The sequence below is a fragment of the Mucilaginibacter sp. genome, from assembly GCF_036568825.1.
Lineage (GTDB): Bacteria > Bacteroidota > Bacteroidia > Sphingobacteriales > Sphingobacteriaceae > Mucilaginibacter.
Window position 1 is genome coordinate 98,737 of record NZ_DATCRU010000073.1, and the last position, 26,918, is coordinate 125,654.

General features: G+C 42.3%; 21 protein-coding genes. 8 read left to right on the top strand and 13 right to left on the bottom strand.

The annotated features are described in order from the left end of the window. Positions 1-26: 26 nt before the first annotated feature. From VIM89_RS16975 to VIM89_RS17020, 10 genes are all read right to left on the bottom strand, one after another. Positions 27-1,199 carry a Gfo/Idh/MocA family protein gene (locus VIM89_RS16975; protein ID WP_488157370.1) on the bottom strand — a complete coding sequence of 391 codons (1,173 nt, stop codon included), beginning with the start codon at positions 1,197-1,199 and terminating at the stop codon, positions 27-29. Positions 1,200-1,329: 130 nt separating this feature from the next. Further along, positions 1,330-1,899, bottom strand: coding sequence for a gluconate 2-dehydrogenase subunit 3 family protein (locus tag VIM89_RS16980; protein ID WP_488157371.1), 570 nt, complete (start codon positions 1,897-1,899; stop codon positions 1,330-1,332). Between the two features lie 129 nt (positions 1,900-2,028). After that, on the bottom strand, positions 2,029-3,459 hold the full coding sequence (locus VIM89_RS16985; RefSeq protein WP_488157372.1) for a Gfo/Idh/MocA family protein: 1,431 nt from the start codon (positions 3,457-3,459) through the stop codon (positions 2,029-2,031). Between the two features lie 141 nt (positions 3,460-3,600). Beyond that, complete coding sequence (locus VIM89_RS16990) at positions 3,601-5,283, bottom strand: GMC oxidoreductase (RefSeq protein WP_488157373.1); 1,683 nt, start codon at positions 5,281-5,283, stop codon at positions 3,601-3,603. Positions 5,284-5,520: 237 nt separating this feature from the next. Further along, the gene (locus VIM89_RS16995) at positions 5,521-7,236 is read right to left on the bottom strand and encodes a GMC oxidoreductase (RefSeq protein WP_488157374.1); all 1,716 of its coding nucleotides are present in this window, start codon (positions 7,234-7,236) and stop codon (positions 5,521-5,523) included. Continuing rightward, positions 7,229-7,777 carry a gluconate 2-dehydrogenase subunit 3 family protein gene (locus tag VIM89_RS17000; protein ID WP_488157375.1) on the bottom strand — a complete coding sequence of 183 codons (549 nt, stop codon included), beginning with the start codon at positions 7,775-7,777 and terminating at the stop codon, positions 7,229-7,231. Before VIM89_RS17000 ends, VIM89_RS16995 begins: the two co-directional genes overlap by 8 nt. 176 nt (positions 7,778-7,953) lie before the next feature. Continuing rightward, on the bottom strand, positions 7,954-8,877 hold the full coding sequence (locus tag VIM89_RS17005) for a sugar phosphate isomerase/epimerase family protein (RefSeq protein WP_488157376.1): 924 nt from the start codon (positions 8,875-8,877) through the stop codon (positions 7,954-7,956). 28 nt (positions 8,878-8,905) lie between these two features. Beyond that, positions 8,906-10,435 carry a TolB family protein gene (locus VIM89_RS17010; RefSeq protein ID WP_488157377.1) on the bottom strand — a complete coding sequence of 510 codons (1,530 nt, stop codon included), beginning with the start codon at positions 10,433-10,435 and terminating at the stop codon, positions 8,906-8,908. 158 nt (positions 10,436-10,593) lie between these two features. Further along, positions 10,594-12,510 (bottom strand): tetratricopeptide repeat-containing sensor histidine kinase, encoded by a 1,917-nt coding sequence (locus VIM89_RS17015; RefSeq protein WP_488157378.1) that lies wholly within the window; start codon positions 12,508-12,510, stop codon positions 10,594-10,596. A gap of 62 nt (positions 12,511-12,572) precedes the next feature. Next, positions 12,573-13,139, bottom strand: coding sequence for an acyl-CoA thioesterase (locus tag VIM89_RS17020; RefSeq protein ID WP_488157379.1), 567 nt, complete (start codon positions 13,137-13,139; stop codon positions 12,573-12,575). A 205-nt stretch (positions 13,140-13,344) separates the two neighbouring features. Here VIM89_RS17020 and VIM89_RS17025 point away from each other — a divergent pair, with 205 nt between their 5' ends. Then, entirely contained in the window at positions 13,345-14,046 is a 702-nt protein-coding gene (locus tag VIM89_RS17025) for a hypothetical protein (protein WP_488157380.1), read from the top strand. A 69-nt stretch (positions 14,047-14,115) separates the two neighbouring features. Here the strand turns inward: VIM89_RS17025 and VIM89_RS17030 are convergent, their stop codons facing one another. Continuing rightward, entirely contained in the window at positions 14,116-14,616 is a 501-nt protein-coding gene (locus VIM89_RS17030; protein ID WP_488157381.1) for an FKBP-type peptidyl-prolyl cis-trans isomerase, read from the bottom strand. Positions 14,617-14,640: 24 nt separating this feature from the next. Then, on the bottom strand, positions 14,641-16,650 hold the full coding sequence (locus VIM89_RS17035) for a thioredoxin domain-containing protein (protein ID WP_488157382.1): 2,010 nt from the start codon (positions 16,648-16,650) through the stop codon (positions 14,641-14,643). 166 nt (positions 16,651-16,816) lie between these two features. Between VIM89_RS17035 and VIM89_RS17040 the strand changes: the two genes are divergently transcribed. The 5 genes from VIM89_RS17040 to VIM89_RS17060 all read left to right on the top strand — a co-directional run bounded on the left by VIM89_RS17040 (position 16,817) and on the right by VIM89_RS17060 (position 22,831). Then, the gene (locus tag VIM89_RS17040) at positions 16,817-18,784 is read left to right on the top strand and encodes a M1 family metallopeptidase (protein WP_488157383.1); all 1,968 of its coding nucleotides are present in this window, start codon (positions 16,817-16,819) and stop codon (positions 18,782-18,784) included. A 122-nt stretch (positions 18,785-18,906) separates the two neighbouring features. Then, entirely contained in the window at positions 18,907-19,299 is a 393-nt protein-coding gene (locus tag VIM89_RS17045) for a hypothetical protein (RefSeq protein ID WP_488157384.1), read from the top strand. A 117-nt stretch (positions 19,300-19,416) separates the two neighbouring features. Further along, positions 19,417-21,696: an ATP-dependent helicase gene (locus VIM89_RS17050; RefSeq protein ID WP_488157385.1), complete on the top strand. Its 2,280-nt coding sequence runs from the start codon at positions 19,417-19,419 to the stop codon at positions 21,694-21,696. Positions 21,697-21,948: 252 nt separating this feature from the next. Then, a complete protein-coding gene (locus tag VIM89_RS17055; RefSeq protein ID WP_488157386.1) occupies positions 21,949-22,317 on the top strand; it encodes a helix-turn-helix domain-containing protein in 369 nt (122 codons plus the stop codon). Positions 22,318-22,543: 226 nt separating this feature from the next. Beyond that, the gene (locus VIM89_RS17060; RefSeq protein ID WP_488157387.1) at positions 22,544-22,831 is read left to right on the top strand and encodes a hypothetical protein; all 288 of its coding nucleotides are present in this window, start codon (positions 22,544-22,546) and stop codon (positions 22,829-22,831) included. Between the two features lie 182 nt (positions 22,832-23,013). On the opposite strand, the gene VIM89_RS17065 is transcribed toward VIM89_RS17060, so the two are convergent. Beyond that, positions 23,014-24,453 carry a tetratricopeptide repeat protein gene (locus tag VIM89_RS17065; RefSeq protein ID WP_488157388.1) on the bottom strand — a complete coding sequence of 480 codons (1,440 nt, stop codon included), beginning with the start codon at positions 24,451-24,453 and terminating at the stop codon, positions 23,014-23,016. 476 nt (positions 24,454-24,929) lie between these two features. Here VIM89_RS17065 and VIM89_RS17070 point away from each other — a divergent pair, with 476 nt between their 5' ends. Both VIM89_RS17070 and VIM89_RS17075 read left to right on the top strand, forming a co-directional pair. After that, positions 24,930-25,190 carry a hypothetical protein gene (locus tag VIM89_RS17070; protein ID WP_488157389.1) on the top strand — a complete coding sequence of 87 codons (261 nt, stop codon included), beginning with the start codon at positions 24,930-24,932 and terminating at the stop codon, positions 25,188-25,190. A 342-nt stretch (positions 25,191-25,532) separates the two neighbouring features. Continuing rightward, complete coding sequence (locus tag VIM89_RS17075; protein WP_488157390.1) at positions 25,533-26,909, top strand: dipeptidase; 1,377 nt, start codon at positions 25,533-25,535, stop codon at positions 26,907-26,909. The last annotated feature ends 9 nt before the right edge of the window (positions 26,910-26,918 follow it).

Here is a 26,918-nt window from a genome sequence, read left to right on the forward strand (position 1 = left end):
ATCCGCACATTTGCAAATCTGCACATCTAATTAATCACGTAATCGGTCCATTTTTTATCCGACTGGCTCGAGGCAACAACATTGTCGATGAATGCCATACCTCTGATACCGTCTTCAATACCCGGAAAATCCAGCCATTCTTTGTGCGGTTCTTCACCATTCAGCCTGGCGCTCAGGCTTAAAGCAAAATTGCGGTAAAGGTTACCGAATGCTTCTAAATAGCCTTCAGGGTGGCCTCCCGGAGTACGGCAGTTGTGCGTGGCGTAAGTTGACTCACGATCTGAATAATTATTACCTGCGCGGAAAGTCTGGGCCGGTTTATCTATCCACCTAACGGTTAACGTATTTGGCTCCTGTTGTGCCCATTCCAAACCGCCGTTTTCGCCATACACTCGAATCTTTAATGCATTTTCTTCGCCAGCAGCTACCTGTGATGCAGTAAGCACACCGGTTGCGTTCTTTTCAAAACGAAGCAGTATACCGCCATCATCATCCAGTAAACGGCCTTCAACTACCGTATTTAGCGAAGCACACATTTGAGTGATCTTCAATCCTGAGATGTATTCGGCCAAATGAGCAGCATGTGTACCTATATCGCCCATGCAACCGCTCTTTCCTGAACGTTTGGGGTCGGTTCTCCAGGCGGCCTGTGCATTACCTTCACGTTCTGAAAGTTTGCTCAGCCAACCTTGATGATATTCAACATAAATCTTGCGTACTTTACCCAAAGAACCAGCCTTCACTAACTCACGCGCTTCTTTTACCATTGGATAACCTGAATAAGTATGTGTCAGTAATAACATTAATCCGGTTTCGTCAAGCTTCTTTTTCAGTTGCTTGGCTTCATCCAAAGTAAAAGTTACAGGTTTTTCAATCACCACGTTGAACCCGTTCTCCAATGCCATCATGGCAGGAGCAAAGTGTGCGAAATTCGGGGTAACGATGGTTACGAAGTCCATGCGTTTGTCTGCAGGCAGTTTAGCCTCGGCAGCAATCATTTGTTCGTAACTGGTATAGGTTCTGTCTTCGGGAAGGAAAAGCATTTTACCGCTTTCTTTTGCTACATCCTCGTGGATACTGAGTGCACCGCAAACAAGTTCGATCAAGCCATCCATGTTTGCAGCAATGCGATGTATGGCTCCAATAAAGGCGTCTTTACCGCCTCCAACCATACCCATGCGCAATTTTCTTTTGCTCATAAATAGTGTAGTAGTTTGTTTAGTTAGTTAAGTGGTTGATTATGTTGATTAAGTTAAGTGGTTGATTAAATTGCAATATTTATAAAGCAACCTAATCAACCATTCAACCACTCTCTTAATCAACTAATTATCACGATAGCGCCCACGCTTTATCACCTTTTTTGTAAGGGATGCAGCCGTCATACCTTCCCGGTACCGGTACATAGCGTAAAGCTTTTGTACAGCCTACTTCTGATGTAAAGTAACCTAACAAGGTCAGCTCTTTTATCATACGGAAGTAGTGGTTAGGATCCTTTGGTTTTTTAGTTTTTGAATATTCCTGTTGCTCTTTGTCCAGGTCGGTCAATAAAGCTGTGCGCTGAGTGGCATCCAGGTCCATGAATTTTTTGCTGAATTTCTTGTTAGCAGCATCATCGATCTTGCCTAGGCCTTTCAAGAATATATCCTGATCAGCAGGCTCATAGCAGTCTCTTACCATCACAGCCATAAAGTTGCCTACATCAGCGGCTTTAGCACCTGGTGTGCTTGTAGTTGGTAAAATAGTTTCGCCCACCTCGTTTAAAAATGCTACGTGATCTGTATCGAACAGATCCTCTACCTTGGCGGATTTTGATTTACAGCCCGATAAAAGATATTCGGCCCCTATAAGGGTTCCACCCATAATCAGGGCTACCCGGCCGATGGCGTCTCTTCTATTCATTTTCTTTAGTTGATTTATTGAATTAATGAATTACTGATTTACTAATTGGTTTGATAAGTGAATGTACTAATATAATTTTAATTACATGTCCATTTGCACATCTTCTCATCTGCATATTTGCACATCTACCTATCCTTTTAAAACAAATCCTTCTCTGTAATTACGTTTTACGTACTGGTTTACAGCATCAAAATTGCTCACTTTCATGGCATTGTTATCCCATTCGTATTTGATTTGACCGCCTCTCAGATCGTGACCGCGAACAGCGAGGTTAGCCATCAATAAAGCCTCAGTCAACGGACCGGCTTTATCAAATGATGAGCTCATCTCCATTTTGCCATAACCGGCCAGGCAACCCTCAACCCACTGTGCATAGTGCCCTTCTGCACCATGTGGCACCCTGTCATATTTTTTCGGTACGGTTACTTCTTTTGTGCGTGCCAGGGGTAACAATGTTGCACCATCAGAATAGGTACTTGCATACATTTTCCCTTTGGTACCAATAAACAATGTACCGTTACCCTGTTCGCCAGGGAAGCGTTCGTTTGGACCCAATTCTTCAGGCCTTTCAGGCTGAATACCTCCATCCATCCAGTGAAGAGTTACATCGCCCTGAGTCTTATCCGTTTTCGGGAAAGTCATCGTAATATGGCTCGATGGTGGGCAGCTTTCAGGGAAATGCCCCTGCTTAAATTCGTCAACAAATACGGTACCTACGCTAGCCTGTACATCTTTAACATATTGCAAGCCCAACACCCTGAACGGAGCTTCAACCAGGTGGCAGCCCATGTCGCCTAAAGCGCCGGTTCCGTAATCCCACCAGCCACGCCAGTTAAATGGCACCAATTTATCTACGTAATCTTTTTTCGGAGCCGTTCCTAACCAAAGATTCCAATCCAATTCTTTGGGGATATTTGGATCAGGCGCAGGCCATGCGATACCTTGCGGCCAAACCGGGCGGTTCGTCCAGCAATAAACGGTATGTACATCACCGATGATACCGGCATCATACCATTCAGCCATCTGGCGGGTACCATCGTTTGATGCACCCTGGTTACCCATTTGCGTAACTACTTTGTATTTTTTGGCAGCTTCTGTTAATAAACGTGCTTCCCATATATCATGGGTCATTGGTTTTTGAACATATACCCCTTTACCTAACTGCATAGCGGAGTATGCTATAATAGCATGGTTATGATCCGGAGTTGACACCGAAACAGCATCAATGTGCTTATGCTCTTTGTCAAACAGTTCGCGCCAGTCTTTATAATATTTTGCTTTCGGAAAGTTCTTAACACTGGTTGCCGCCTGGCGATCATCTACATCGCATAGGTATGCGATATTAGCTTTGCCGCTTTTGGCAAAATTTGCTATGTCGCTCTGTCCTTTACCACCCGCACCCACACTTGCAACCTGCAACATATCACTCGGTGCAATAAAACCTTTACCGCCTAAAACAAAACGCGGAACAATCATAAAGCCTGCTGCAGCAAGCGAAGTATTTTTTATAAAATCCCGCCTCGAGGGACTTTTAGGGGCATCTTTGGGTTCTTCAGTCATTGGTATATGCTTTTTTTAATAATTAATGAATTACTGAATTAGTGATTGTTAAGTTGAATGGTTGATTAAGTTGGATTAAGTTGATTGAGTTAAAAAATATTCAAACCGTTCAACTCAATCAACCACTTAACTACTCACCAACTATATATTCCCTTTCTTTAGTTCCTCAACTGCATGGTTGGCAGCGCGGGCTGTCATTGCCATATAAGTTAATGATGGGTTTTGGCAGGCAGTTGATGCCATTGCCGCACCGTCAGTTACAAACACATTTTTAGCGTCCCAAACCTGGTTCCATTCGTTCAGAACTGAGGTTTTAGGATCACGACCCATACGAGCTGTACCCATTTCGTGAATGCCACGGCCTAATACCGGTTCGCTGTTGAAAGTCTGTACATGTTTTACACCTGCTGCTTCCAGCATTTCTTTGGCGTCATTGGCCATGTCGATACGCATCTTCAGTTCGTTATCTTTAACTGTTGCATCGATAGCTAATACCGGTAATCCCCATTTGTCTTTTTTGTCCTTATCAAGAAAAGCACGGTTTGCATGGTATGGTAACGTCTCGCCGAAGCCGCCCATGCCAAAGGTCCATTGCCCTGGTTCTGATAACTCATCCTTAAAGGCGCCACCAATTGTCATTTCAGGGACGGTTCTGCTCCATTCTTCACGGCCTCCACCGCCCTGGTAGCCAAATCCGCGGATGTAATCACGTTTTTCGCCATTCAGGTTTCTGAAACGAGGGATATAAATACCGTTTGCACGGCGACCGAAATAATATTTGTCTTCAAAGCCTTCAACCACACCGCCGGCGCCTACGCCTAAGTGGTGATCCATCAGGTTATGGCCCAATTCGCCGCTGCTGCTACCTAAACCGTCAGGCCAGATATCAGTTGCTGAGTTCATTAATACCCAGGCTGAGTTTAGTGTTGATGCATTTACGAAAATGATCTTCGCATAAAACTCATAAGTCTTGTTAGTTTCCGCATCCAGTACTTCTACACCTTTTGCTTTTTTGGTATCCTTATCATAAAGAATCTTGGTAACGATAGACCATGGCCTGACAGTTAAATTGCCGGTTGCCACAGCTGCGGGCAACGTAGACGACTGTGTGCTGAAATAAGCGCCGAACGGACAGCCCAACCAGCATTTATTACGGTACTGGCAGTTTGTACGACCAGGCAGTGGCTTGGTGATATTGGCAGTACGGCCAATGATCATATGACGGTCGTGTTCTTTATAGAATTTATTGAAACGATCTGCAACATCTTTTTCTACGCAGTTCATTTCCATTGGCGGCATAAAGTTGCCATCGGGAAGAATAGGCACGCCATCCCTGTTACCGGAAATACCTGCAAATCCTTCTACATAGCTATACCATGGTTCAAGGTCTTTATAGCGGATAGGCCAGTCCACACCGATACCGTCTTTTAAGTTGGCTTCAAAATCCGTGTCATGCCAGCGGTAGCTTTGACGGCCCCACATTAATGAACGGCCACCTACGTGGTAACCACGGAACCAGTCGAATCTTTTGATTTCTACATATGGGCTTTCTTTTTCATTCACCCAATAATCAAGGTTGGTTTCATTCAAAGGATAGTCTCTTTTCAGTACCGGATAATCTTTCTCCATTTGTACTGTACGGCCTCCGCGATGCGGGAATTCCCAGGGAGCCTTATTGGCGTTTACATAATCTTTTACGTGTTCAATATTTCTGCCGCGCTCAAGCATGATGGTTTTTAATCCTTTTTGAGTAAGCTCTTTTGCTGCCCAGCCGCCCGAGATACCGGAGCCAATGACGATCGCGTCATATGTGTTTGTAGACATGATTTTTTGTTAAAATTGGTTAGTCCGACTAATGTATAAAAAAATAATTTTCGTTCCTATGTTCCATTGTGTTTTTTTAACACAATAATGCCTTTGTAAAGCGTTAAAGGTGATTTTACACCATTTTATATAAGCTTTTGAAGCATAAATCGCTTATTTGCCTCACCTAAATCCTCTCCAAAGGAGAGGACTTTTATTGCTATTCTGCCCACTGCAAACTAATAACTGCAAACTATCTCAGACATTGCCTTTTTTCATCTCAGAAATGGCGTAATCTGCCGCTCTTGCTGTCAATGCCATATAAGTAAGCGATGGGTTCTGACATGAAGTAGACGTCATGCTCGCGCCATCCGTTACAAAAACATTTTTACAGGCATGCATCTGATTCCATTTGTTCAGTATCGAAGTCTTCGGGTCCAGGCCCATTCTTGCTCCGCCCATCTCATGGATGTCTAATCCAGGTGCCTGATGATTGGTTTCCGCTTTAATATTTTTGAATCCTGCGCTGGTAAACATTTCTGTTAGTTGCTCCACGTAGTCCTTCTGCATTTTCATATCGTTATCATCATAATCGACAGAAATTTTCAGCAGTGGCACACCCCAGGCATCTTTTTGAGTAGTATCAAGCGCTACGAAATTGCTTTCTTTAGGAATGGTTTCACCCATAAAGTGTGATCCTATGTACCATGGGCCGTATTCTTTTCCGGATAAGCCGGCTTTGAAATCATCGCCTACCCCTTCATAATTATGTTTGTATCCGCGATACCCGTATAAACCGGCAGCATAACCGCGTAAAAAGTTGGTCTCCTGTTTATATACATTCCTGAAACGTGGGATATAACCACCACCTGCCGGGTTGCGGCCATCTGTAGCCCATTCTTCAAAACCTTCTACTTCAGCCCCAATATGTGCCGAATAGTTATGAAATGCTACATATTTACCCAGCACACCGCTGTCATTACCCAAACCATTTGGGAAACGATGTGAGGTTGAATTAAGCAGAACAAGATTGGTATTTATAGCAGCTGCATTTACAAAGATGATGCGGGCATAGTAGTCAATAGTTTCTTTGGTATTGGTGTCTACCACACGAACTCCTGTTGCCTTACCTTTTTGTTCATCATATATAATTGACTGAACAACAGAGAAAGGCCTCAAAGTCAAATTACCGGACTTTAATGCCCACGGAATTGTCGATGCATTAGCGCTGAAATATCCACCAAACGGACAACCGCGCTGGCACAATGTGCGTTCCTGGCATTGCGAACGGCCCTGATCCAGGTGGATCTGGTTGGGTTTGGATAAATGCGCACAGCGCGCACTGATCACATGGCGGCCTTTATACTTTTCTTTAACGTGCTTGCTGAAATAACTTTCAACAGCATTTAGAGGGAATGGCGGTAAAAATTCACCATCAGGCAATTCGGCCAGGCCATCTTTATTGCCTGATATACCTGCAAACTTCTCTACATAGCTATACCATGGCGCAATATCTTTATAACGAATCGGCCAATCCACAGCAAAACCATCGCGGGCAGGGCCTTCAAAATCGAAATCACTCCAGCGCTGGGTTTGGCGCGCCCAAAGCAGGGATTTACCACCTACCTGGTAGCCGCGTATCCAATCGAACGGCTTGGTTTGTATATAAGGATGCTCATGATCTTTTACAAAAAAATGCATAGCATCTTCCTTAAAGGCATAGCAACGGTTTACTACCGGGTTAGCCTCTTGGATATCCATCGGTACTTCTCCCCTATGTTCAAATTCCCATGGATACAGGTTAGTGGTAGGATAATCTTTGAGGTGTTTTACATCACGACCGCGTTCCAGCATCAGAGTTTTTAATCCTTTGCCAGTCAGCTCTTTTGCTGCCCATCCGCCGCTCATGCCCGAGCCAATCACGATGGCATCAAAGGTGCGCTCTTTAGCGCTATCTATATTTAAATTAGGCATTTTTCGCTACCGCCTTCCCATTTTTTACCGGATACCAGGCATTATACCTGCCGGGTACCAATTCGTACACAATTTCCTTCGTCAAAAAATACTTTGACTCGGTATATCCCCATACAGTCAACCCTCTTACTCCCTGGTAAAATGCTGTCAGGTCTTTCGAGTAGCCATTATCCTTCTTATCGAAGCTCTTCAGCACATCTTCCCGCTCTTTCTTACTACAATCAGCAAAGGTTTTATTGAACATCTTTTTCGGAATTGAGTCAAATTCACCCAAGCCTTTCATAAAAGCCTGCTGATCTTCCTTTTTTGTGCATTCGTCTACCATTTTCATGACGAAGCCATATAAATTAAGATCGGTAGCTCCCGGAGTATTCGTTTTGGGAATAATGGTTTCGGCTATATCGGTGATCAGCGTTTGCTGATCATAGGTGATATCGAAGTGCTTGAAATGTGCTGTTGGATTACTTTTGGAGCAATGTGGTAAAAGCACTGCACCACCTATCACTAAAGCCAGATTCTGGATTGCTGTACGCCTGTCCATGTTTAAAAGTTGGTTACTAAATTGGTTGGCTGTTTCTTTCAAATAGCCGGGTACAATATAGATGTATAATTGACATTATAAAAACAGAAACGCTAAAAAATTCAGAAAAATATCGATTTATCTCCCTGAATTTCTTTGCGTCATCACTAAGTGTCTAATTTACACGAAAAATGGGGTTAGAACCCCCATTTCTTCATGGTTTGTAAATCAATTTTTACACAATCGAACGGATCTTTTCCCTGGTATGATTCCTGTTCGATGATAAATTGTGAAGTTCCACCGTTCTTACGGGCTTCTTTTACAATATTCTTCACCGGCATTACACCCTGACCTAATATGGTGCTATCATAACCGTCCATACCGCCGCCTGTTGTGCTCTTTATTTCATCCTTCACGTGCATCAGTTCAAAACGGCCAGGATATTTTTTAAGCAGGTCTAAAGCTATACCGCCTGCCCCCAGCATATTACCAATATCCATTTGCTGTGCTACGAGTTTAGGATCAGTATTAGCCAGGATGAAGTCATATAAAGTGCCATCGCCTACTTTGGTGCTGAACTCAAAATTGTGGTTATGATATCCAAATTGAACACCGGACTTCTGCGACAATTCACCACATTTATTGAATAGATCCATAAACCCTTTTAATTTATCGTGGTCGTGACGCAGACTTTCGTCCAGCCAGGGGCTGATCAAATAACGCTGACCTACTTCGGCTGCATCTTCAATGGTATATTTCCACTTATCGGTAAAGTCTTTCTTTGAATCATCCCAGTCGTTCGCGGTCATTACTACGTGACCACTTGGCATTTGCAGACCTACGTCGCCTAGTAGTTTTTTAAAATCTTTCGGACTGTAGCCATAAAACTTCCTATCGCCATAACCTGCATGTTCTACATGGACGTATCCGATATCCGATAGTTTCTTTAATGAACCTTTAGGATCAGTCTTCATAGCATCGCGTACAGAGTAAAGCTGCACACCAAGGCGTTCAATTTTCTTGGGGGATGATGCAAACAGATCACCAGATTTTGAGAACAGTGCAGCGCCAGCTACCATCATACTGGTATTTTTAATAAAATTTCTGCGTGAAGTATTCATTTTTATAGCGTTTATTTTGGTTTAAAAATTATTGACCTATCGGGAATACCGGAAATAACAAGCTTGAATTACTTACAAAAGCCAGGTGTTTGCTGTCAGGCGCCCATGATGGCGTATTGATAGTACCTTGACCACCATACAAGTAAGCCACTACTTTTGACGGACCGCCGCCTACAGGCATCACCCTTAAATATACATGCTTATAAAAAGGATGATCGCCGGGTGATACTTCATCTTTCAGGAAGGTGATGTATACTATCCATTTTCCATCGGGCGAAACATGCGGAAACCAGTTATTAAAATCGTCGTTGGTTAGCTGGGTTTGCTCGCTTCCGTCAGCTTTCATCCGCCATACCTGCATCAGGCCGCTGCGGACTGAGTTAAAATAAATGTATTTACCGTCAGGGCTGTATTCCGGGCCGTCGTCCAACCCTTTCGCATCAGTCAGGCGCACTTCGGGACCACCTTTGGATGGGATTCGGTATACATCATACTCTCCATTCCGGTCGCCACAAAAAACGATATATTTTCCATCCGGCGACCAGCCATGCATATAGGACGGCCCGGTTGGTGTGATCTGTTTTGCTTCACCACCGCCAATCGGCACTGTGAAGCCTAATGAAGCACCCTTTTCGCCATTACCACTGCTGACAGCCAGCATTTTTCCATCGGATGAAATCACGTGGTCATTATTGTTTTTATTGGCGACGCCTGTATTGATTTCTTTTGGCGTACCTGTAGCCAGGTCGAAATTATAGAGTTTACCATCGCGATTGTAGATGAGAGACTTACCGTCCTTTGTCCAGTTTGGCGCCTGTAATGAGTTGGGGATTTGATAAATGATCTTGCTGGTTGCCTTTTCTAAGTCGAGTATTTCGATACTGCTGCCTAAATAATCTCTGTAAGGTACAAGAGTTTTGGGTGCCGGAACAACAATACGTACATTATCAAAAGTTGCTTTCTCGGTTACATCAGCGTTGTGTGAGCAGATGAATATACCCACATACACATCATCCCCTAAATCCAGATCGTCCAGTTTTTTGCTTACAAAGGTTTCACCTTTATGCGCTACAGACATGATGTAAGAATTTCCTTTTCTCTCCAACTGGATCACATCAGCATGTGTCAGCGTTGATTTCATTTCTTCAGTGACACCGCTGACGGTCTTTCTGTATTGCAGAGAGGTTAATCCATCACCATGTAAAACCGCATTGATATGTTTTGAATTGGTATCGAGCGATGAGCGAACCATCCATCCTATTTTGCGGTGATCTTCCACTCCTTTACCGATAAACGCCACATTCGCCCGCAGAATAAAATCGCCCTTCATCTTTTTCCATACAAAATGGAACTCATCATGTGTTCCCCAGATATTGGCTCCTGAACCTGTTAATGTGTATTGTTGTGTAGTTGCATCAAATGAAGCTGTACCAGGATGTTTTACCGGACCAACATCGGATTGGCTGTCAAATATTCCCACTTGCGCATAGGCATTGGCAGCAAAAAGAGTTAAACTAAAAACGGCACAAACCAGCCATCTGAGGGTTTTATTTTTCATTCGGGAAAGGTGTTTGGTGTACACTAAATAATTGGGTTCACTAAATTATAAATAACATTGATAAAAGCTATAGTACTTGTCATCAATTTGGATAAAATAAAAAGAGAGACACGTTTTGTATCTCTCTTTTTACACTTTTATAATCTCTTTGATCGCGATCAGGCATATTCAGTATTTAGCGGCAAACTAAAGAAGAAGGTGCTTCCTTTGCCTGGTTTGGAGTTGATCCACATTTTTCCGCCGTTTAGTTCTACCAGCTCTTTACAGAGCAATAAACCTATGCCGGTACCATTTTCACCTAAAGTGCCTGGTTGTGAAAAGTGTGTTTGGGGATAGAATAATTTATTTACTTCATCGGTCGTCATACCTTTTCCGGTATCCTGAACGCTAATGATCACTTTATTTTCTTTGTAGGTCGAGTTTAGTTTTATGGTTCCCTTTGCGTCGGTAAACTTGATGGCATTGCTGATCAAATTACGCAATACCACTTTAATATGGTTTTCATCAGCCATAACAGATTGTCCGGCGGTTGCCTGGTTCAGGAATTCAATGTTTTTGCGTTGAAGTGCGTGATTGAAGGTCTGCTCCATTTCAACCCCCAAAAGGAATATATCCAGCCGGGTAGAATTAATACTTTGCCCTTTTATCTGGCTTCCGGCCCATTCCATCAGGTTTGAAAGGGTTAATTCTGCACCCTTTACCAATGGGTTGATGTCCTTCATCAGCCAGTGGATCTCATCAGCTGATAAGTAATCAGCCTCAAACATCTCCACCATATTACGCAGATTGGCCAGGGGTGTGCGAAGATCATGACCAATAACCGCCAGCAACTTATCTTTTATTTTGCTGATCATCTGCAGGTTCTCCGTCTGCGCCTCGATCAATTTTTTGTGTTCCAGTAAAGCGCTATGCTTTCTGGTTAGCTCATCGCTAAGCTCTTTCTTCTGCTTATAAAAATAATAAGTGATCAGCAGCAGGGTAACAACCGCCAGCAACGACAGGCTCAGCGAAATAATAATGATGCGCTGAAACTGCATCCTGGCTTTTATCTGTTTGGCATTGCGTTCAAAATCGGCAATAGCATCCAGGCGATTGTCCAAATCAAAATAACTTTGGATCAGCTGTGAGTTTTTGGCGCGATAGAAACTGCTCAGTTTATCCTTAATGGCGATATATTTCTTCTGATAAGCCATCGCCTGCTTTAGATCGCCTTTTTGCTCATAGCTGGTTACCATTTCCTGGTATGCGGTTGACAAGGCATCCATCACACCAATACTATCAGCAAGGGCAGCGCCCTTTTTAGCATAAGGTATGGCTTTATCGTATTGGTGCTCCAGGTTGTAAATGGTGGCATATCCTACCAGGCATTTCGCTTTCAGGCGGTTATTGCCCACCTTTTGGCTCATCTGGTAGGCCGTATCAGAATAAGCTAAGGCAGCCTTATAATTTTTGGTGTAGATGAAAATGCTGCCCAAACGTCCGTATATAACAGCTGTGTTTTTATAGTCTTTTGTAATTTTATTTAACTCCAATGACTGCTTTGCTTCGCTCACAGCCCGTGCATAATCTGTAAGCAGCATATAAACGTAGGAGCGCTCGCTATATACCTCGGCAAGTTCATCCTTGTCAGTGCCGGCAAATTTTTCAGCGATTGTTAGATTATTTAGCGCATCCTTATAGTTGCCAAGTTCAGCGAAAGTCCGTCCACGCAGTTCATAGCATTCGGCCAACAGTAACGGTTTTTCTTTAGGCAGGCTGATCAGCGCTTTATTCAGGAATACAAGCGCCATCGGGTAATAGGATTGCGACCAGTAAACATGCCCGATATTTAGAAAACTACGACCGACACCTGCTTTGTATTCTGATTTTTCTGCTAAAAGAAGTGCTTTTTCTGCAATGGCACGGGCCGAATCCGGAGCGTTAAGATACAGTCCAAAAGCGACATCGTTAAGATAATCTACGGTTTTTTGAACGGCATAAGTAGTATCTTTTGCTGAAGGTGCAGGCGCTGTACTATCAGCAAAAACAGCTTTTTGAATTAAAAGCGTCAGTACCAGACCGATAAAAACCTTCATTTAATTTAATACGGAAAAAAAATCGCTAATAGTTAGTGGTAACGCCCTTTCAAAGATAAGTTTTAGGATGATATGATGCAACGCTCATCTGCCAGCATTTCCATACATTGTTCCTCACTTTCAGGTACTTTTATGTGCTGTGCTTCCTGCTTGTAATTTTGCTTTAATTGCTTGCGGCGTTTAGCTTCAACAAACCGCCTTACCTGCTCCTTATTCTCCAGGATCAAGCCAGGAACCAGGGCCGGCATATTCTGCTCATCTTTGGCAACCATGGTAAAATAACTGGTATTGGTATGGTAGATTTTGTTGGTTTTGATATTCTCCGACTCCACCCTGATGCCGATCACCAGTGAGGTTTTGCCAACATAGTTCACTGATGCCATTAGCGACACGAGGTCACCAACTTCAACGGGCTCCAGAAAATCAACGGTATCGATGGATGCTGTTACACAATAGTTGCCCGCATGTTTTGCTGCGCATACATAAGCCACCTTATCCATAAGGGACAAAATAATACCCCCATGTATTTTCCCGCCGAAATTGGAATATGAAGGTATCATCAGTTCGATAATGGTAGTTTGCGAAAAACTTACCGGTTTGTAGTTTGATTGATTATCAGTGATTGGCATGATTGCGTTTTGGTTTTACAAGTTTAGTGATTATTGGTTGTAATTAGTTGTAGAGGTTGTATTGGTTGTAGTAGTTGTAATGGTGAAAAAATTGTATAACTGTAAAGATTAACCACTACAACCTTTTCAACCTCTACAACCACCATTACCTATTTCAAAATCCGGAAAAGTATCCCTATTATTGCCACAAACCGACCATCAGATCTTGAAGAATTTTCTACTGTTTGCTTGCTTTATTTTCTGTCTGACCGATTGCTTTTCCCAGGAGACGATCGAAAAAAAGAATAGACTTAACGATGATGTTATCGAAAAGTTCCAGGTACTAAAGGATCACCAGGATATTAAAAACGGGACTTATGAGGCTCTTTACAGGCGACGTGTTCCCGTTGCGCAGGGAAGTTACACCAATAATAAAAAAACCGGCATGTGGCGCTTTTATGATCCCAAAGGCAAACTGATGCAGGTGTTTGATTACGACAGCAAAACGATCCGGTATGAGGCGAAGGAATACACTCAATCATCCGATCTATATTATGGCGTGGATAAGGAGATATCTGACACCGATAAAGTTACCAAGCCTATAAAAGTTGGTGGCAGGTATTTTGGTTATCTGCCTTACCTGGGCTTGTATCAACCTCCATTTAATCCTTATGAATGGGGCACAAATGGTTGTATAGCCATTGTTGAATTGCTGATAAGTCCGTTGGGGAGGCTGGCTGATTTTAAGGTCAGGGCCAACTGCTCATTAATACAATACGACCAGACCATTTCGATGAACATCAATCTGTTCAAAGAAGAAGACCGGCAATTTATACCGGCTACATACAATGGTCAGCCTGTGCTATCGCGTATTATGATCCGGTGTAAGCTCAGACCAAATGGCGAACTCGAATTTATGAGTTATTAAAAAAATACCCGGTTTCGAATTTGCTTTATTGCCTTCAAAACCGGGTACGGATATAAAATTTAAGATGAATTAGTGGTGATGATGTCCATCCGGACCATGTGCGTGACCGTGAGATAACTCCTCAGGTGTAGCCGGACGAACATTGACGATCTTTCCTTTAAAATGCAATTCCTGGCCTGCCATTGGGTGGTTCAGGTCGACAATAACTGAATCCTCTGCTATTGATACCACCTGTCCCTGAAAATGATTGCCGTTGTTATCCTGTAAAGGCAACATACTACCTATTTCAGGGATATCAGTTCCCTGGAACATTTCTTTTGGTAAACTGGCTACGGCTTCGTCGTCGTAGTTACCGTATGCATCTTCTGCCGACAAACGAAATTCGTAGGAGTCGCCAGTCGAAAGATCGCTCAGGTTTTCTTCAAATTTTGGCAACATTTGTCCTGCACCAAATAAAAAAACAAGCGGTTGTTCTTCGGTCGCACTCTCTACCAGGCCCTCAGAGCCGTTATCCTCTTTAACATACAGATCATACGTTAATGACACTACGTGTTGTGGTTGTATCTTCATTTGTATCTTTTTTTGATAAGTGTTTTAATTCCAGATTTGTTTTAGTGCTTCTTCGGTATTTTCAGATGGTAAACCACAGGTTTTGTCTTTACAAATGAATATGCGGGTTTTAGCGGCAAACTTGTCTTGCAGCAAAGGTAAACTTCCTTTGTTACCTCCCAACATTATTTTATTGGGAATGTAATTTTTTTCCATTTCAACTCTCAGCACCTCAGCCTGGTCGCCAACAGTCGCTACTTCATTGATGCCAAATATCTCATTTAGTAAAAGCGAACACCAGTTAGAGTAGGACGATCCATATTTAGCAATCTGCCCCACAACATTGCGCAAAAGCTGGGCAGATATTTCTATATAATCTTCATTATCAAAAAGCAAACCCAGCTTTTTAAGATTATTGGCCATTACCGAATTAGATGCCGGTATCACACTGTCCATAATTTCCGATTTGCGGGCGATCAACTGCTCATCATCAGCAGCCGTGAAATAAAATATGCCTGTTTGCTGATCATAATAATGCTGAATCGCCTGATCGGTTAAAGCTTTTGCTTTTTGCAGCCATTCTTCGTTAAAAGTAACTTCATATAGCACAATGAAGGCATCAATGATATTGGCGTAATCGTCAAGAAAAGCGAAGACATTCCCGCTATTGCCTTCCTTATTATATATGCGTTTTAGTCTACCATCTCCACTTATCATATTGCTGACTATAAACTCCGCATTCTGCAGAGCCAACTCAAGATATTCCGGTTTATTAAATGCCCGGTAAGCCTCACAAAGACCTTTCAGCATCAGGCCATTCCATGAGGTTAATATTTTATAATCCAAACCCGGCCGAACGCGCTTGCTGCGTTCTTCCAGTACTTTACTTCTTAGCGAATCGATTTTAGAGACCAAATCGCTCTCGCCTAAACCTAATTTTTCGGCCAGTTGCTGATCGGTTTCTTTCCTGAAGAATACATTTATTTCTTCCTCTTCCCAGTTACCATCATCAGTCACGTGATAATAAATGCAGAACAGGTCTGCATCTGGGCCGAGTATCTTTTCTATTTCATACTTGGTAAAAGTATAGAACTTGCCTTCTACGCCTTCGCTGTCAGCATCCAGGGCTGAGTAAAATCCGCCTTCAGGTGAGGTCAGTTCACGTTCTACAAATTGAATGATTTCATCTACGATCTGCGGATATAACGGATCATATTGCCATACAGCCGCTTCGGAGTACAATGCCACCAGTTGCGCATTATCATACAACATCTTCTCAAAATGAGGCACATGCCAATAGCCATCAACTGAATATCTTGCAAATCCACCACCGATATGATCGTAAATCCCGCCAAAAGCCATTTTATGGAGGGTGAGTTTTACTTGTTGTGCCACATCATCATCCTGCATTAAAAAAGCATAACGCATCAGGAACTGCCAGTTATTTGGCATAGGGAATTTAGGCGCATTTCCTATGCCGCCCTCCACCCTGTCAAAATAGCGTTCCCAGTTTTTCAGGATGGTTTCTAAATCTTCCTTGGCATATTCAGGTTGACTATCGATAAATTTCACTGATTCGTATTGTTGAATACCTTCAGTCAGTTTAACTGCATATTCTTCCGCTTCTTTGGGCTTTTGTTTATAAAAATCTGCCAGGTTAAACAGCAGGCTTATCCAGTCGTTTTTACGGAAATAAGTACCGCCATAAATGGGCCGCTGATCGGGCAGGCAAATACAATTCAATGGCCAGCCTCCTCTTCCGGTCATTAGTTGCACCGCGCTCATGTAGATATGGTCAACATCCGGGCGTTCTTCCCTGTCTACTTTGATGCAAACAAAATATTCGTTCATCACTGCCGCTACCTGCTCATCTTCAAAACTTTCGTGCTCCATTACGTGGCACCAATGGCAGGCGGAGTAACCTATACTCACCAGGATCAGCTTATTTTCATCCTTCGCTTTTTGCAATGCTTCGGCGCCCCACGGGTACCAGTCGACCGGGTTATTGGCATGTTGCAAAAGATAGGGAGAAGCAGAATTTGCCAGGCGATTCATAGGTGAAAATTTAATACGCGAAGGTGCATATTCAATTCAAGAATTATGTAATCTGAAAGTTTTAAAAATGTGCAATTATCACATTTTCAAACTTTCAGGGTCTTAAATTGAGAGTTCCTCAATTTTATTTGGTTTCTTTGCCCCCTGATTATCAAATTCTCAATTAATGAACCGTTTTAAATTAAAACATGTGGCAGGCATCGGCCTGATGCTACTGATCGCCCTTAATGCTTCAGCACAAACTACCGATTCCATTAAATATGACCACCAGGACCTTTTTGGCCCTATTACCTGGCCGGTTACAAGTGGCAACACACGCTCTGCTAATGGCAACCCCGGAGAGCATTACTGGCAAAACCGCGCTGATTATTTAATCAAAGCAACTCTTAACGAGGCGCAGCAGGATACCACCATCAATGGTGAAGTAACCATCAACTATACCAATAACAGTCCCGATCAGTTGGACCACTTATGGCTGCAGTTAGATCAAAACTTATTTAAACCGGATTCACGCGGTGCGGATGTTACCCCTTATTATGGCGACCGTTTCGACGTGAAGGGTTTCAGCCGCGGCGGTTATCATATCGAAACCGTATCTATTACTTATAAGAACCAGACTTATAATGTGGAACCGGTTATTTCGGATGCACGTATGCAGGTACGTTTGCACAGCCCGCTAGGCGCCAAAGGTGATAAGATACAGGTAAAAGTTAAATACTATTTCGCGATACCGTTTTATGGTGCCGACCGCATGGGCCGCAAGAAATTTAAAGATGGTTATGTATATGAGATCGCTCAATGGTACCCGCGCATGTGCGTTTATGACGACGTAGAAGGCTGGAACACACTGCCTTATATGGGTTTAGGTGAATTCTATTGCGAGTATGGCGACTTTGATTACTACGTTACTGCCCCCGCAAATATGACGGTTGTAGGCTCAGGAGATCTGCAAAATGGCGCACAGGTGCTTTCTGCTACCCAGCAATCGCGCCTTGCCGAAGCACGTAAAAGCGATAAAACGGTAATGATCATCAAACCGGAAGAAATTGGCCAGAACTCCAATGCAACCGGCACCAAAACCTGGCACTTTAAAATGGAGAACAGCCGCGATGTATCATGGGCCGCTTCAAAGGCTTTTATTTGGGATGCAGCACGTGTGAACTTCCCTTCGGGCAGAAAAGGAATTGCGATGTCGACCTATCCTGTTGAAAGCTCAGGCAACGACTCATGGGGCCGCTCAACTGAATACCTAAAAAACAGCATGGAAATTTACTCTAAAAAATATTTTGAATATCCATGGAATTCGGCTACAAGCGTATCGGGCGTGGCTTTGGGTATGGAATATCCGGGTATCATCTTCTGCCTAAGCAATTTGAAAAACGGTCAGCTTTGGGGCGACGTTACCCACGAGATCGGGCACAACTGGTTCCCGATGATCGTTGGCTCGAACGAGCGTAAATATATGTGGCAGGATGAAGGCTTCAACACCTTTATTAATGAATATGCTACCCAACAGTTTAATAATGGTGAGTACAATGATACTTCGAAACAGGCCCAGCGTATTTTACGCCAGTTTAAAAACAGTAAAGACCCATTGATGACCCCTCCTGAGGCAATAGGCCTGAATGATTACGGTCAGTATTATGTTAAGACTGCTTTAGGTTTGGACATGCTGCGCAATGTGGTTTTAGGTCCTGATCGCTTTGATTACGCTTTCAATGAATATGTAAAGCACTGGGCATTCAAACATCCGCTGCCTTATGATTTCTTCCGCACAATGAACGATGCCGCCGGCGAAGACCTGAACTGGTTCTGGAAAGGCTGGTTCTTCACCACCTGGAAGATTGATCAATCAGTACAATCGGTAAGTTATGTAAAAAACGATCCTGCACAAGGCTCATTGATCACCATTGTAAATAAAGAGAAACTGGCTATGCCTGTTGACTTGCTGATCACCCAGGAAAACGGCACAACAGAAACCTTGCACCTGCCTGTAAACGTTTGGCAGCGCGGTGGCGTATGGAAATTTAAATATCCATCTAAATCAGCTATTAAAAGCATTGTTCTCGATCCGGGGCATGAGTTACCGGATATTGATTTGAAAAATAATGTTTGGAAAGCGCCTGTGAAATGAGGTAAAAGCTGAAAGGCTAAAGGAGAAAGGCTAATAATTTAAAGACCGGGTTGAGAGGCCTGGTCTTTTTTATTGTAGAAGAAAACCTTTTACCTTTATCCTTTCACCTTTGACCTTAAATCATGCCAAAACTCAAATGGGCTAAACTGATCATGTTACTGGCTGCTATTTATAATGTAGTTTGGGGCACTGTTATTTCTATTTACCCGCAGATTATTTTGTTCGATTATCCGTCGACAGATTTTACCTTAATTCTGCTTAGATGCATCGGCATGCTGGTGGGCACTTACGGATTAGCTTATTACTTTTCATCCACTGACCCTGTAAGATATTGGCCACTGATATTCGTAGGTTTTGTGGGGAAGATATTGGGGCCAATAGGCTCAATATACTATATTATTAAAGGTGAGCTGACTGCAAAGTTTCTTTACGTCAATGTGCTAAATGATTTTATTTGGCTTATTCCATTTGGTTGGATACTATATATAGTGTGGACTAAAAGGCTCCATGTTTAAAAATAAATCCGAAATCGCACATCCGAAATTCGAAATTCTGGAAAACCTTTCGCCTTTTACCTTTCAGCTTTCGCCTCAAAAAAGTAACTTCGCCATTTCAGAAAAGAGGACAAGATTTTGGATTATTTAAAGGGATTAAACCCGGCCCAGCGCGATGCAGTATTGCAGATCAAAGGACCGGTAATGATCATTGCGGGTGCAGGTTCGGGCAAAACAAGGGTGATCACCATGCGTGTGGCGCACCTGGTTGCCAGCGGGGTTGATGCTTTTAATATACTGGTGCTTACTTTCACCAATAAGGCAGCACGCGAAATGCGCGAGCGTATTATGCACGTGGTGGGCGAAGAAGCCAAAAACATCTGGATGGGTACCTTCCACTCTGTTTTCGCCAAAATTTTGCGTGTGGAGGCCGACAAGATCGGTTATCCAAATAACTTTACCATTTACGATACCGACGACAGCAAAAGCGTTATCCGAGCCATTCTTAAAGAGATGCAACTGGATGACAAGCTGTATAACGCCAACTTTGTTTATAACCGCATTTCTGGTGCTAAAAATAATCTGATATCATGGCAGGAATACCAGCAGAACGACCAAATACAGGCGGATGATTTTTCAACCGGTCGCGGGCAATTGGGTAAGATATATGAAACCTACTCGAACCGTTGCTTCCGCGCCGGAGCAATGGATTTTGATGATCTATTGTTCAAGACCAACGAACTGCTTAAACGTTACCCCGAAGTACTGAACAAATACCAGCACAAGTTTAAGTACCTGATGGTGGATGAGTATCAGGATACCAATTTTTCGCAATACCTGATCGTGAAGAAGCTGGCGGCGGTAAATGAGAACATTTGCGTAGTAGGTGACGATGCGCAAAGTATCTATGCCTTTCGTGGCGCCAACATTCAGAACATCCTGAATTTTGAGAAGGATTATCCTGATCTGAAAGTTTTCAAACTGGAGCAGAACTACCGCTCTACCCAAAATATTGTAAACGTTGCCAACAGCATTATCGCCAATAACAAGGAGCAGCTAAAAAAGAACGTCTTTTCCGAAAAAGAAGAGGGTGATAAAATAAAGGTAATGCGGGCCTTCAGCGATAATGAAGAAGGGAAGATAGTAGCTGAGGCCATTATGCAGGAGCGTTCAACCAAGGGCATGAAATGGCACGATTTTGCCATTCTGTATCGCACCAATGCCCAGTCTCGCTCCATGGAAGAAGCATTGCGTAAACTGAATATACCTTATAAGATATACGGCGGGCAATCCTTCTATCAGCGTAAGGAAATCAAGGACCTGATCGCTTATTTCAGGTTAACCATAAACCCTGCTGATGAGGAAGCTCTAAAACGTGTGATCAACTATCCTCGTCGAGGGATTGGTGATACGACAGTCGACAGGATCATTCTGGCGGCTGACCAAAATATGGTAACTGTTTGGGAAGTGGTGATCAATCCATCAAAATATTTAGATGGACGCAGCTCAGGAGCCGTAGGTGTTTTTGCGACAATGATCCAGAGCTTCCAGGTGATCACCCGGACGCAATCGGCTTATGATGCTGCCTTACACATCGCACAGCACTCAGGCATCTTAAAGGACTTGTACGAGGATAAATCCGTTGAGGGACTGAACCGTTACGAAAACATCCAGGAATTGCTGAACGGTATCAAAGAATTCTCAGAGCGTGAAGATATTGAGGAAAAAGGTCTTGAGGTGTTTATGCAGGACGTCGCCCTCTTAACTGGTGATGACAAAAACGATAATAAAGATGCCGACACAGTATCTTTAATGACCATACACTCAGCCAAAGGGCTCGAGTTTCCACAGGTATTTGTGGTGGGGTTAGAAGAGAACCTTTTCCCTTCGCAAATGTCGCTAAACTCGCGCAGCGATTTAGAGGAAGAACGCCGTTTGTTTTATGTAGCCGTTACCCGCGCTGAACGCAGGCTTCACATTAGCTATGCTACTTCGCGCTTTAAATTCGGCACGTTGATCAGTTGCGAGCCGAGTCGTTTCCTGGACGAGATCGATGCGCGTTACCTTGAGCTTGATTTTACTGCCAAACCTGCCCCATCAGCCAATAGTTCATTCTTTGACGATGAACGCAATTCGTGGAACAAGCGCAGTGGGGATGTATTTTCGAAACCCAAACCTGCAGCAGCACCGGTTAAAACTACATCCATCCTCGCCAAGGCTCACGTACCTACACCTGGCTTCGCGCCATCTGATACCAGCAACCTGCAGGTGGGCATGGAAGTGGAGCATGAACGCTTTGGTTTTGGAAAAGTTATTAACCTTGAAGGTAATAAACCCGACATAAAAGCGACTATCTTTTTCAAGGAAATTGGGCAAAAACAACTCTTGCTTAAATTCGCTAAATTGCGTATATTATAAATTATTAACTAATCGTTTATTGTCTTTTCTAATAACTAATCTACCCCGATTAGTATTTCCAATTACATTAAATCATTGAGAATTGGTTAAAATTTCATGACAAATATTTCCTGTTTGTAGAAAGATTTCCCCAATACTACCCGAAACAAAATTGCTTATAATGCAACAAACCTCTAATTCAGCGCAAATTAGCATATGGCACACAGTTTGGTTTGAGTTTAGTACCCTTAAACAATTTTAACTTATTGAATTATGAGCGATCCAAACAAAAGAACCGCAAACAAGTCAATCGGAAAAAGCATCAGAATTTTACGTCACCAGCATGGCTGGAGCCAGGAAGATATAGCTAACCGTTTAGGTATCTCTATCCCTGCATTTTCGAAAATCGAAACTGGTGTAACCGACGTTAACTTATCACGTCTTGAACAAATCGCAAACATCTATGAAGTTAGCGTGGTTCAATTGTTAACTGTAGACAACGAACAAGCTGAAGTAGCTCCATCACACTTAAACCTTATCCAAAAGAAATTAAGTGATCGCGAAAACGAAATTGCTGCGCTGCAACGCAAAGTAATTGAGTTGTATGAAGAGCTTCGCAACAAAGGTTCGATGGCCAGTTAATCAATTTGTGTGCTAAAAACTACATTTTAAGCTCATTTTATCATTTATTATACAATAATTGATAAGGGCTTATTTGCATTTATTAAACACAGAGAAATAATATTAATTATAAAAAGATAAAGATTTCTCATAAATAAATTAAGGCCAATTTTATCGAATAAACTGTACTATTTTCATTTTTTGGAGTAACAATTGTAGCATCTACAGATATTAAATCGAATTTGTGATGCTCAATTATCTGATTTCAATACCGAAAAATGGTGTCTCTAAAAAGGAAACCATCCACGATCCTGAAACCAAATTAAAGATCAAAGTATTCGATCTTTTAAAGTCGAAGCTTAGTCCCAAGCAAGGCGAAGTAAGATACTTCGTCACGGCCGGAGACGAAACGCTTGCCTTCGAAACAGAGGGTTACAATAACCGGCACCGTACCCTGCTTATTCTGCAAATGATATCCTGGTATTGCACTTACCTCGGGTTACTTGAAGCACGGATACATGCCAACTGGCCGTGATTTGGAGTCAATAGTCAATAGTCAATAGTCAATAGTCAATAGGTGAATTGATTTATTGTTGGATTGTTTTATTGTTTGTATCTTGATTAGCTAATTCCTTCCGACTTCCGACTTCCGACTTCCGACTTCCGACTTCCGACTTCCGACTTCCGACTTCCGACTTCCGACTTCCGACTTCCGACTTAAAAACTGGTTCTCTTCGGATCATGCAGAATATCAGTCATGTCGATGATCTTTTCGTCGATATCTGACACGCACTTGTTCATCATGTTGATACATTCCTGTTGGTCAACAAGCCCCTCTTTTTCAAGGTTCATCAAACCTTTAAGGGTAGCAATCGGACCGCGAATCTGGTGCGATAGGTATGAGGAGTATTCAGAAAGTTTTTTGTTTTTGATCTGCAGGTCGCGCGTACGCTCATCAATTATTTCTTCCAGGTGATGATTAATCCGGTCAAGGTTATCTTTTTGTCTTGAAACTTCGCTGTTCAGCTCGGTCAGCCTTATGTTGGTCTTCGCTTTGCGTTTTACGTTACCTACCAGCAATGCTACTACTATGAGCAATAAACCCGATGCTGAAACTGCCCACCAGAATTTTACCCGGTCACTTTTCTGCCGCTCAATGATCAATTCATTTTCTCTTTGCTTTTCCTGCTGATCATGCTGCTTTTTCATCAGCCCCAAATCCGACGATAACATATTACTTTGCAATGTACTGTCTCTGACATAGATAGTATGTAAATATGACAATGCTTGTTCATAGTTCTTTTTATGAAAAGCAAGCTGGTACGAGTTATAAGTAAAATCCGCAGCGAGATCTTCGTCTTTCGTAGCCTCAGCGTAGCCTACACCTTCTTCCAGAAATTTAGCAGCATTATCATACTTTTTATTCTCAAGATATAAAGATGACAGCGTAAGGTCTATCTTACCGATTAAAGTATTAAGGTCTTTGTTCTTGGCTTGCTTATTTGCCTCCAGTAAAATTTGCTCTGCTTTATCATACTGTTTTAGTTTGTAATACATTACACCTATATTCTGTAATATGATAATAGGATTTACCGGGTCATTAATTTTCACAAAAAGGTCCCGGCTTTTATTGTAGTAATCTAATGAAGAGTTAAAGTTCTTTTTACGCTGATAAACATTGCCAATATTAAGGTACCCATTGGCTATTGCTTTATTATCGCCCAATTGCTGGGCTATCGAAAGGCCTTTCTGCAGGTAAAATAAAGATTCGTCGTAGTCCAGTTCAAGGTAAAGGTTGCCTATATTATTATATACCTTCCCCTGTCCCGCCAGATTTTTTGCCCGTTTGAAATATGAAAGTGCGTTTAAATAATCAGCTATAGCCATTGCGCTATTGCGGCTATACGCTTCACCAAGACCCATTACCCTATATGCTTCAGCTATCCCGTTAATATAATTGAGCTTTAATGCCAATTCGAGAGCCTGCTGTCCTTTTGCAAGTGTTTGCTCATGGTCGGTCAAACGAATTTTGAATGCTTGCTTATTTAAAAGATTAACCTGGGTCGTATCCTGGTTCTCACCAATCGATACGTCAGCATAAGCTTCGATGCAAGATGCAAATAGAAATAATATAAATAATAAATAAGCTTTTTTCATTAATGCTGAACAGTCCTGGAGGCTGCGCTAAGACCCTATTACGGGAAAGTTGTTAAAAAGATGCGTTAAATATTTTTTTACTAAAATTTTTAATTCTAAAAAACATCTTTATATTTGTAAAGCAACTTTAGTTGACAACTGTAAATAGCTAATAATTAGCTTTTTATAACTTGATTTTTTATACAATTTTTGAGTCATTTTTTAAGAAATTTTATCAATTTTTCATAAAAACGCTCCGAAAAATATAAAAAATGCAAAAAAGTGATAAAAAACAGGTTTTTAGTTACTTACAGGGGTTATATAATTAAGAAAACAGAAATGTCTTTTTAAGCAAATCTGAAGGGGCACATACCTAGATGAAAGACGCCTTACTCTTCCGGTTTTGTCGGAGAATAAGGCTTTTTGCATCTAAGAGAAATTTTTAAAATGCATTTATTAACCACCAAATTCTATAACCATTATTAATTAACATTCACATGAAAAAAGTTATCCTAGGTGCTTTTCTTGTTGCGAGTATCGCTACATTGTCTTCATTCACTACTAAAGACACTGTAAAAAACGGTGCTGTTGCAGACAGAACTCAATTAAGTACTGGCGATGACAGAACTCAATTGAGTACTGGCGATGACAGAACTCAATTAGGTACTGGCGACGACAGAACCCAACTGGGTACTGGCGATGCAAGAAAAATGGAGCAGCACGTAAGTGACAGAACTCAATTAGGTACTGCTGACTAATTAGATTGGTCAGTCATGGCGATCAGTCTAAAAACTGATCGTGGGGAAAGTATAATGTACCAGGTATCGGTACTTATACGCCGTTAACCCGGATAAAGATAATGACCGGCTTAAAGTCCTTAAAAAAGGGCTTTAGGCCTTTCCATTGATCTTTTTTATCCGAAGGATATTATTTTTGCTTATTAAATACTCAATAATATCTCCTGCCGTCGCGAAAAACAGCCTTTTTATTACCCTTCTTTTAACAGGTTATTAACCTGTCTGTTATTCTTTTTGTGTAATTTTTCCCGTAAGTAACTGCTCTATCGGCATAAAAACTATATTTGCTCCAAATTCATTGCTATGCAAAATATTAAGCAATATGTGGAGCAGAATAAACAGCGTTTTTTAGACGAACTGTTTGAATTATTGCGCTTTCCATCGGTTAGTGCCGATCCGAAATATAAACCTGAAGTATTGAAAACGGCAGATCACGTAGCCCAAAAACTCCGTGACGCCGGTGCCGATAATGTAGAAGTATGCCAAACAGCCGGTTACCCGATTGTATATGGCGAAAAGCTCGTTGATCCGTCAAAACCTACGGTATTGGTTTATGGTCATTACGATGTTCAGCCTGCCGATCCTCTGGAACTTTGGAAGACTCCTCCTTTTGAACCCACTGTTCGCGATGGCAAAATATATGCCCGTGGCGCCTGCGATGACAAAGGCCAGTTTTATATGCATGTAAAAGCTTTTGAACTCATGATGCAAAACGGCGGCTTGCCCTGCAACATCAAATTTATGATTGAGGGCGAGGAAGAAGTAGGCTCATCCAACCTTGGTATATTTGTTAAAGCCAATAAAGAAAGACTTAAAGCTGACGTGGTGCTCATATCTGATACCTCGATGATCAGCATGGAACATCCGTCGCTGGAGACTGGCTTAAGAGGCTTATCCTACCTTGAAGTTGAAGTTACCGGTCCTAACCGCGATTTACATTCAGGCGTATATGGTGGAGCGGTGGCAAATCCTGCTACCATCCTGGCAAAAATGATTGCTTCCCTGCATGATGACAATAATCACATTACCATTCCTGGTTTTTATGATGACGTGATCGATCTGACATCGGAAGAGCGTAAAGCATTGAACTCTGCACCTTATGATGAAGATGAATATAAAAAAGACTTAGGTGTAGATGAGCTCTGGGGCGAAAAAGGCTACTCAACCTTTGAACGCACCGGCACACGTCCTACTCTAGAGGTAAATGGTATCTGGGGTGGTTATATTGGCGAAGGAGCAAAAACGGTATTACCATCAAAAGCAAGTGCTAAAATATCGATGCGCCTGGTTCCAAATCAGACATCGGATAAAATCACTCAATTATTTACCGATCATTTCAAAAAGATCGCTCCGCCATATGTAAAAGTAAAAGTAACACCCCATCATGGCGGCGAACCGGTGGTTACTCCTACTGATAGCGTTGCTTACAAGGCTGCTCAGAAGGCAATAGCTGAATCCTTTGGTAAAGACCCGATCCCAACACGTGGCGGTGGCAGTATTCCTATCGTGGCTTTATTTGAGGCTGAACTGGGTATCAAGACGGTACTGATGGGTTTTGGTTTGGACAGCGATGCCCTGCATTCTCCAAACGAGAAATACGATATTTATAATTACTATAAGGGAATTGAAACTATTCCCCTGTTTCACAAGTACTTTGCTGAATTGAGCCAAAAAAGTTGATTTTTTTAA

Bases quoted from the DNA above. Each gene is read 5' to 3' on its own strand.
- VIM89_RS16980 (WP_488157371.1), bottom strand. From the start codon at position 1,899: ATGAATAGAAGAGACGCCATCGGCCGGGTAGCCCTGATTATGGGTGGA.
- VIM89_RS17005 (WP_488157376.1), bottom strand. From the start codon at position 8,877: ATGAATACTTCACGCAGAAATTTTATTAAAAATACCAGTATGATGGTA.
- VIM89_RS17070 (WP_488157389.1), top strand. From the start codon at position 24,930: ATGAAAAAAGTTATCCTAGGTGCTTTTCTTGTTGCGAGTATCGCTACA.
- VIM89_RS16995 (WP_488157374.1), bottom strand. From the start codon at position 7,236: ATGCCTAATTTAAATATAGATAGCGCTAAAGAGCGCACCTTTGATGCC.
- VIM89_RS16990 (WP_488157373.1), bottom strand. From the start codon at position 5,283: ATGTCTACAAACACATATGACGCGATCGTCATTGGCTCCGGTATCTCG.
- VIM89_RS16975 (WP_488157370.1), bottom strand. From the start codon at position 1,199: ATGAGCAAAAGAAAATTGCGCATGGGTATGGTTGGAGGCGGTAAAGAC.
- VIM89_RS17030 (WP_488157381.1), bottom strand. From the start codon at position 14,616: ATGAAGATACAACCACAACACGTAGTGTCATTAACGTATGATCTGTAT.
- VIM89_RS17065 (WP_488157388.1), bottom strand. From the start codon at position 24,453: ATGAAAAAAGCTTATTTATTATTTATATTATTTCTATTTGCATCTTGC.
- VIM89_RS17060 (WP_488157387.1), top strand. From the start codon at position 22,544: ATGCTCAATTATCTGATTTCAATACCGAAAAATGGTGTCTCTAAAAAG.
- VIM89_RS17035 (WP_488157382.1), bottom strand. From the start codon at position 16,650: ATGAATCGCCTGGCAAATTCTGCTTCTCCCTATCTTTTGCAACATGCC.
- VIM89_RS17040 (WP_488157383.1), top strand. From the start codon at position 16,817: ATGAACCGTTTTAAATTAAAACATGTGGCAGGCATCGGCCTGATGCTA.
- VIM89_RS17015 (WP_488157378.1), bottom strand. From the start codon at position 12,510: ATGAAGGTTTTTATCGGTCTGGTACTGACGCTTTTAATTCAAAAAGCT.
- VIM89_RS17020 (WP_488157379.1), bottom strand. From the start codon at position 13,139: ATGCCAATCACTGATAATCAATCAAACTACAAACCGGTAAGTTTTTCG.
- VIM89_RS17000 (WP_488157375.1), bottom strand. From the start codon at position 7,777: ATGGACAGGCGTACAGCAATCCAGAATCTGGCTTTAGTGATAGGTGGT.
- VIM89_RS17045 (WP_488157384.1), top strand. From the start codon at position 18,907: ATGCCAAAACTCAAATGGGCTAAACTGATCATGTTACTGGCTGCTATT.
- VIM89_RS17055 (WP_488157386.1), top strand. From the start codon at position 21,949: ATGAGCGATCCAAACAAAAGAACCGCAAACAAGTCAATCGGAAAAAGC.
- VIM89_RS17075 (WP_488157390.1), top strand. From the start codon at position 25,533: ATGCAAAATATTAAGCAATATGTGGAGCAGAATAAACAGCGTTTTTTA.
- VIM89_RS16985 (WP_488157372.1), bottom strand. From the start codon at position 3,459: ATGACTGAAGAACCCAAAGATGCCCCTAAAAGTCCCTCGAGGCGGGAT.
- VIM89_RS17010 (WP_488157377.1), bottom strand. From the start codon at position 10,435: ATGAAAAATAAAACCCTCAGATGGCTGGTTTGTGCCGTTTTTAGTTTA.